Raw genomic sequence first — 6,677 nt, 5'->3', positions numbered from 1 at the left:
CCCTCGGTGTGCTCGTGGGGGAAGACGGCCGTGTCGGGCCCGAGGTGGGAGCCGAAGAGCCGGCGGTACTCCGGGTGCTCCTGGACGGAGGTCGGCGCCCCGCGGCAGGCGATGCGCCCGTCCTTGAGGCAGAGGACCTCGTCGCTGGCGGCCATGACCATGTTCAGGTCGTGGGAGATGACGACCACGGCGCAGCCGTAGCGATCGCGCAGCTCGCCGAGCAGCCGGTAGAGCGCGCCCTGGCTCTGGCCGTCGAGCCCGGCCGCCGGCTCGTCGAGGGCGAGCAGCGCCGGCCGGCGCAGCAGCGCGCGGGCCAGCAGGGCGCGGCGCATCTCGCCGCCGGAGAGGGTCTGCAGCGGCTGGTCGAGCAGCGCCGCCACCTGCGCGTCGGCCACCGCCTGGGCCCAGCGCTGCCGGCCCACCCGCCCGGAGAGGGCCATGAAGCGGCGGACGGTCATGGGCAGGTTGCGGTCGACGGTGAAGTGCTGCGGGACGTAGCCGACCCGCAGCTGCCGCAGCCCCTCGACCCGCCCGGCCGCCGGCCGGGTCAGCCCGAGGAGGACGCGCAGCAGCGTCGACTTGCCGGCGCCGTTGTTGCCCACCAGCGTGGTGATGCGCCCGGCGAGCACCTCCATGTCGACGTCGTCGAGCACGCGCCGCCCGGCGTAGGTGACCGCGATCCCCGCGGCGCGGAGGAGCACCGCCGAGCCCGGCGCGGCGGGCGCCTCGCCCTGGGCGGCTAGCCGCGGCACTGCGGGCATACCCCCTCGAGCTCGATGGTGGCCGAGTCCACCTCGAAGCCCAGCCCCTGCGCCTTGCGCCGGAGCAGCGCCTCGATCTCGCCGTCCGCCAGCTCAGCGACGGCGGCGCAGCGGCGGCAGACGAGCAGCTGCACGGGGTGCCGGCGCTCCGGGGCGCTGCAGCCGATATAGGCGCTCATCGACTCGACCCGGTGGATCAGCCCCTCCTGGAGGAGGAAGTCGAGCGCCCGGTAGACGGTCGGCGGCGCCACGCCGCTGCGCCGCTCGCGCAGGCGCTCGAGCAGCTCGTAGGCCTTGATGGGGCGGTGCTCCGCCCAGATGAGCTCCAGCACCTGCCGGCGCAGCTCGGTCAGGCGCAGGCCGCGGTGCCGGCAGAGGGCCTCGGCGGTGGCCAGGGCCCCGGCCAGGCACCGGGCGTGGTCGTGGCCGGCGGCCGGGAAGTCGGCCACTACGGCGCTGTCGTCGGCCATGGCGGCGCCTCGGCGATTGCTGGCATATTCGGTACGGTATAACATTCTAGGAGCTTCCGCCAAGCGAGGCCGCCGATGCGCTACGCTACTCTCGCCGCCCTGCTCGCGCTCGCCCTGGCCGCGGCCGCCCCGGCCCAGGCCGCCCCGCGCGTGGTCGCCTCCATCCTGCCGCTGCACGCCCTCGCCGCCGGCGTCACCGCGGGGGTCAGCGAGCCGCGGCTGCTGCTCGACCCCGAGGACTCCCCCCACACCTACACGATGCGCCCCTCGGAGGCCCGGGCGGTGCGCAGCGCCGATCTGCTGCTCTACATCTCCCCCCACCTGGAGAGCTTCCTCCAGCCCGCCGTCGAGGCCCTCGGCGACGACGCCGCCGTGCTCGCCGCCGCCGAGCTCGACGGCGTCCAGCTGCTCCCCGCCCGCCGGGGCGAGGCCGGGCACGGCCACCGGGCGCCGGCCCACGGCGAGGAGCGCGCGCCCCATCAGCAGGACTACCACCTGTGGCTCAACCCCGCCAACGCCCGGGCGATCGTCGCGGCCCTCGCCGAGGCCCTCGCCGAGCTCGACCCGGCCCACGCCGCGGCCTACCGCGCCAACGCCGAGGCCCTGCGCGAGCGCCTCGCCGAGCTCGACGCGCGGCTGCGCGAGCGCCTCGCGCCGGTCCGCGAGACGCCCTACGTCGTCTTCCACGACGCCTACCAGCACTTCGAGCGCCGCTACGGGCTCAACGCCGTGGGGGCCGTCACCCTCCACCCCGAGCAGCCGCCCGGCGCCCGCCACCTCGCCGAGCTGCGCCGGCGCATCCGCGAGCTCGGCGCCGTGTGCGTGTTCAGCGAGCCGCAGTTCCAGCCGGCCATCGTCCGCTCCCTGGTGCGCGGGCTCGACGTCCGCGCCGGCGAGCTCGACCCCATCGGCTCGCGGCTCGAGCCGGGGCCGGACGCCTACTTCCGCCTCCTCGAGGGGCTCGCCGAGGGCTTCCGCGACTGCCTAGCGGCCCCGTAGGCAGGGCGCGGCGCTACGTCCACGCGCGCAGGTAGACCGGCAGGGCCTGCGCCGGCGCCACGCACCGGCCCGCGGCCCAGTCCGCCAGGGCCTGGGGGAGCAGGTCCCGGGCCTCCGGCAGGGCGTCGGGCTCGCGCCCGGCGCCGGTCTCCGGCAGGGCGTCCGGGTAGGCGGCGAAGCCGCGCCCGACGCCGAGCCACGCCGGCCCGCCGCCGGCGACGGCCTCCGGGTCGGCGGCCGCCTCCTCGCCGGCGGGCGCCATCAGCCCGCCCGCCGCCCGCTCGAAGGCGCCCCAGTAGACCTGGCCCATGCGGGCGTCGAGGGCGGCCAGGACGCGCTCGGCGCCGCGGCGCCGATACGCCCCCTCGGCCAGGGCCGCCAGCGTCGAGACCGGCAGCGCCGGGACCGACCAGGCGGTGCACAGCCCCTGCGCCGCCGAGGCCGCCATGCGCACCCCGACGAACGCCCCGGGGCCGCGGCCGAAGGCCACCGCGTCGACCGCCCCGCGGGCGACCCCGGCCTCGGCCATGACGGCCTCGAGCAGGGGCAGCAGCCGCGCGGTGTGCCGGCGCGGCGCCTCCTCGAGGCGGTGGTGGACCGCCCCCGCCGCGTAGACCGCCGCCGAGCACCCCTCGGTGCACGTCTCCAGGGCGATAATCACCGGCTGCTGCATCGCTCTCCGCCTCTGCGCTCGCTCCTCGGCCCGCCGCCCGGCCGACCCCCTGCAGGGGCCGCACCCGGCGGCACCAGCGGCGCTCACTATACCGCGCCGGAGGGCCGGCGAACGAGCGCCCGGCGCCTTGACCGCTCACCGGCCGGCTGCTGGAATAGCTTGAAAGGATACCGCCAGGGCCCACTCCCTTGCCGCACGACACCCCGATTGCCTGCCGGCGCCCCCGGCTCGAGGACGGCGCCGCGATCCACCGCCTGGTCCAGCGCACCGGCGTCCTCGACGTCAACTCCTGCTACCTCTACCTGCTGCTCTGCCGGGAGTTCGCCGACACCTGCGTGGTCGCCGAGCAGGCCGGCCGGCTCTGCGGCTTCGTCACCGGCTTCGAGCCGCCGCAGCGCCCGGGCGCGATCTTCCTCTGGCAGGTCGGCGTCGACCCCGAGGCCCAGGGCCAGGGGCTGGGCAAGCAGCTGGTCCGCGCCTTCCTCGACACGCCCGGGGGGCGCCGGGCCGAGGCCCTGGAGACGACCATCTCGCCGTCGAACGCCGCCTCCCAGGCCCTCTTCCGGGCCGTGGCGCGGGAGCGCGGCGCCCAGCTGGCGGCCAGCGAGTACTTCCGCGAGGAGCACTTCCCCGCCGGCCACGAGGCCGAGGAGCTCTACCGCATCGCGCCGCTGCGCTGAGCCCGGCGCGCGGCCCCCGGACCCACGACACGCAAGGGACCACCATGACTCTCGACGTAATGGAGACCATCGAGCAGCACGAGTCGGTCGTGCGCTCCTACATCCGCACCTTCCCGAAGCCGTTCGACAAGGCGCAGGGGGTGCGCGTCTACGATACCGACGGCTACGCCTACCTCGACTTCTTCGCCGGGGCCAGCGTGCTCAACTACGGGCACAACAACCCCGAGCTCAAGAAGCCGCTGCTCGACTACATCCAGAGCGACCGCATCGTCCACAGCCTGGACATGGCCTCCGTGGCCCGGGCGGAGTTCCTGGAGGCCTTCAACCGGCTGATCCTCGAGCCCCGCGGCCTGCACTACCGCGTGCAGTTCCCCGGCCCGACGGGGACCAACGCCGTCGAGGCGGCGCTCAAGATCGTGCGCAAGGTCACCGGCCGGCACAAGGTCCTCTCCTTCACCAACGCCTTCCACGGCATGACCGTCGGCTCGCTCGCCGTCACCGGCAACGCCTTCAAGCGCCGCGGCGCCGGCTTCCCGCTGACCTACAGCGAGAGCATGCCCTACTGCGGCTACTTCGGCCCGGAGGTCAGCACCCTCGAGTACGTCGACAAGCTCCTCGACGACAAGGGCAGCGGCATCGACCAGCCGGCGGCGATGATCGTCGAGACCGTCCAGGGCGAGGGGGGGCTGGCCGCCTGCACCATGGACTGGCTCAAGGGGATCGAGGAGATCTGCCGGCGCCACGACATCCTGCTCATCCTCGACGACATCCAGACGGGCAACGGCCGCACCGGGCCCTACTTCAGCTTCGAGGAGGCGGGCATCAGCCCGGACGTGGTCACCCTCTCCAAGTCGATCAGCGGCTTCGGCCTGCCCATGGCGCTGACCCTGGTCAAGCCCGAGCACGACATCTGGGAGCCCGGCGAGCACAACGGCACCTTCCGCGGCCACAACCTCGCCTTCGTCACCGCCAAGCGCGCCCTGGAGCTCTACTGGAGCGACGACGCCCTGCAGCGCGAGACCGAGCGCAAGGCCGAGCGCATCCACCAGGCGCTCCAGGCGCTGATCGACAAGTACCCGGCCGCCGGCGGCGAGCACCGCGGCCGCGGGATGATGCGCGGCATCCGCTTCACCGCCGACAAGGAGCTGGCCAGCACGGTCTCCGACGTGGCCTTCGAGCACGGCATGATCATCGAGACCTCGGGGCCGGACGACGACGTCCTCAAGCTCCTGCCGCCGCTGATCATCGACGACGCCGACCTCGAGGCGGGCCTGGCGATCATCGACCGCGCCCTCGGCGAGGCGCTGCACAAGCGCGGGCTCGCCTAGCCCCGACGCCGGGGCCGCCGCGCGGCGGCCCCGGGAAGACCACCCTGCCCCAGGAGGGACCGACCATGATTGTCCGCCACCTCGACGAGATCCGCGGCTCCGCGCGCGAAGTGGAGACCGACGAGTTCATCAGCCGCCGCTTCCTCCTCAAGGGCGACGGCATGGGCTTCTCCTTCCACGAGACCATCATCAAGGCCGGCACCGACATGTTCATCTGGTACGCCAACCACGTCGAGTCGGTCTACTGCATCGCCGGCAAGGGCGAGATCGAGGTCGTCGGCGGCGAGACCTACCCCATCGTCCCGGGCACGCTCTACGCCCTCGACGGCCACGAGAAGCACTACCTGCGCGCCGAGGAGGAGCTGCGGCTGATGTGCGTGTTCAACCCGGCGCTCACCGGCCGCGAGGTCCACGACGAGCACGGCACCTACCCGCTGCTCGACTAGGGAGGGCGAGGCCATGGCCGCCGAGGAGATCCAGGGGCTACTCGAGGCGCTCAGCCACCGCCGCGGCTCGGACCTGTTCGTCACCGTCGGCGCCGCCCCGGCGGTGAAGGTCGACGGCGCCTGGGTGCCGCTCGCCGACGCGCCCCTCGACGCCGCCGGCGCCGAGGCGCTGGTCCACGCCGCCATGAACGCCGAGCAGCGCGAGGCCTTCGAGCGCGAGCAGGAGGCGAACTTCGCCATCGCCACCGACGACGGCGCCCGCTTCCGCGTCAGCGCCTTCTACCAGCGCGGCCGGCCGGCGATGGTCGTCCGCCGCATCGAGACCGCCATCCCCGAGCTGGCGGCGCTGAACCTGCCGCCGGTCGTCCACGACCTGGCGCTGGCCAAGCGCGGGCTGATCCTCTTCGTCGGCGGCACCGGCACCGGCAAGTCCACCTCCCTCGCCGCCATGCTCGGCGAGCGCAACGCCGCCGCGCCGGGACACATCCTCACCGTCGAGGACCCGGTGGAGTTCGTCCACCCGCACCGCCAGTGCCTGGTCACCCAGCGCGAGGTAGGCGTCGACACCGCCTCCTTCGAGCAGGCCCTGCGCAACGCCCTGCGCCAGGCCCCGGACGTCGTGCTCATCGGCGAGGTGCGCTCGCGGGAGATCATGGACTACGCCGTCGCCTTCGCCGAGACCGGCCACCTGACCCTCGCCACCCTCCACGCCAACAACGCCAACCAGGCCCTCGACCGCATCGTCAACTTCTTCCCCAGCGACCGGCGCGAGCAGCTGCTCATGGACCTGTCGCTGAACCTCAGGGCCATCGTCGCCCAGCAGCTCATCCCCACCGCCGACGGCCAGGGCCGGGTGGCGGCGCTGGAGGTCCTGCTCGGCACGCCCATCGTCCAGGACAAGATCCGCAAGGGCGAGGTCGACGCCCTCAAGGAGATTATGGCGCGCACCGAGGAGCAGGGGATGCAGACCTTCGACCGCCACCTCTACCGGCTCTACCGCGACGGCTGGATCACCTACGAGGACGCCCTCGCCCACGCCGACTCCGCCAACGAGGTGCGGCTGATGGCGAAGTTCGGGGAGAGCGGCGAGGACGGCGGCGACCGCCGCCCGCCCTCGGCGCCGGACCTCTCCCTCGCCGATCAGTAGCAAGCGACCCGCCGTCGCGGATGGGCCCCCGGCGGGCGTCTGCTGAATGCGCCCTTGCGGGTCCCCTGCGCTTCTCGCCCGAGCGGGGCCGCGCGCTAAACTCGCTTCGCTCGGACAACGCGCGCTCGCCGAGCGGCTGGCGCCGCTCGGCGCCCCGCTCGGGCTGCGATGCT

General features: G+C 74.1%; 8 protein-coding genes. 5 read left to right on the top strand and 3 right to left on the bottom strand.

Going from position 1 to position 6,677, the window contains the following annotated elements; genetic code table 11:
- Together CKO13_RS09735 and CKO13_RS09730 are read right to left on the bottom strand one after the other, a co-directional pair.
- Positions 1 to 761, bottom strand: a 761-nt coding sequence (locus CKO13_RS09735; RefSeq protein WP_200260190.1) for an ATP-binding cassette domain-containing protein, incomplete at its 3' end; no start/stop codon positions are given.
- Complete coding sequence (locus tag CKO13_RS09730; RefSeq protein ID WP_200260187.1) at positions 740 to 1,231, bottom strand: Fur family transcriptional regulator; 492 nt, start codon at positions 1,229 to 1,231, stop codon at positions 740 to 742. The genes CKO13_RS09735 and CKO13_RS09730, both read right to left, overlap by 22 nt.
- A gap of 75 nt (positions 1,232 to 1,306) precedes the next feature.
- Here CKO13_RS09730 and CKO13_RS09725 point away from each other — a divergent pair, with 75 nt between their 5' ends.
- Complete coding sequence (locus CKO13_RS09725; protein WP_200260184.1) at positions 1,307 to 2,230, top strand: zinc ABC transporter substrate-binding protein; 924 nt, start codon at positions 1,307 to 1,309, stop codon at positions 2,228 to 2,230.
- Positions 2,231 to 2,243: 13 nt separating this feature from the next.
- Here CKO13_RS09725 and tsaB read toward each other — a convergent pair whose 3' ends face one another.
- Positions 2,244 to 2,903 (bottom strand): tRNA (adenosine(37)-N6)-threonylcarbamoyltransferase complex dimerization subunit type 1 TsaB, encoded by a 660-nt coding sequence (tsaB, locus tag CKO13_RS09720; protein WP_200260181.1) that lies wholly within the window; start codon positions 2,901 to 2,903, stop codon positions 2,244 to 2,246.
- 188 nt (positions 2,904 to 3,091) lie between these two features.
- On the opposite strand from tsaB, the gene ectA reads away from it, so the two are divergent.
- From ectA to CKO13_RS09700, 4 genes are all read left to right on the top strand, one after another.
- On the top strand, positions 3,092 to 3,583 hold the full coding sequence (gene ectA, locus CKO13_RS09715; protein WP_200260179.1) for a diaminobutyrate acetyltransferase: 492 nt from the start codon (positions 3,092 to 3,094) through the stop codon (positions 3,581 to 3,583).
- A gap of 44 nt (positions 3,584 to 3,627) precedes the next feature.
- Entirely contained in the window at positions 3,628 to 4,911 is a 1,284-nt protein-coding gene (gene ectB, locus CKO13_RS09710; RefSeq protein WP_242467986.1) for a diaminobutyrate--2-oxoglutarate transaminase, read from the top strand.
- 65 nt (positions 4,912 to 4,976) lie between these two features.
- Positions 4,977 to 5,357, top strand: coding sequence for an ectoine synthase (locus CKO13_RS09705; protein ID WP_200260176.1), 381 nt, complete (start codon positions 4,977 to 4,979; stop codon positions 5,355 to 5,357).
- Positions 5,358 to 5,370: 13 nt separating this feature from the next.
- The gene (locus CKO13_RS09700) at positions 5,371 to 6,504 is read left to right on the top strand and encodes a PilT/PilU family type 4a pilus ATPase (protein ID WP_200260173.1); all 1,134 of its coding nucleotides are present in this window, start codon (positions 5,371 to 5,373) and stop codon (positions 6,502 to 6,504) included.
- The last annotated feature ends 173 nt before the right edge of the window (positions 6,505 to 6,677 follow it).

It is taken from the genome of Halorhodospira neutriphila, from assembly GCF_016584055.1.
Classification (GTDB): Bacteria; Pseudomonadota; Gammaproteobacteria; order Nitrococcales; family Halorhodospiraceae; genus Halorhodospira; species Halorhodospira neutriphila.
Note: the sequence above shows the minus strand (reverse complement) of the source record. Positions and strands in the feature narration are given on the sequence as shown.

Excerpts from the sequence above, each read along its gene's own strand:
- CKO13_RS09725 (WP_200260184.1), top strand. The coding sequence starts at position 1,307 with ATGCGCTACGCTACTCTCGCCGCCCTGCTCGCGCTCGCCCTGGCCGCG.
- CKO13_RS09730 (WP_200260187.1), bottom strand. The coding sequence starts at position 1,231 with ATGGCCGACGACAGCGCCGTAGTGGCCGACTTCCCGGCCGCCGGCCAC.
- ectB (WP_242467986.1), top strand. The coding sequence starts at position 3,628 with ATGACTCTCGACGTAATGGAGACCATCGAGCAGCACGAGTCGGTCGTG.
- CKO13_RS09705 (WP_200260176.1), top strand. The coding sequence starts at position 4,977 with ATGATTGTCCGCCACCTCGACGAGATCCGCGGCTCCGCGCGCGAAGTG.
- tsaB (WP_200260181.1), bottom strand. The coding sequence starts at position 2,903 with ATGCAGCAGCCGGTGATTATCGCCCTGGAGACGTGCACCGAGGGGTGC.
- CKO13_RS09700 (WP_200260173.1), top strand. The coding sequence starts at position 5,371 with ATGGCCGCCGAGGAGATCCAGGGGCTACTCGAGGCGCTCAGCCACCGC.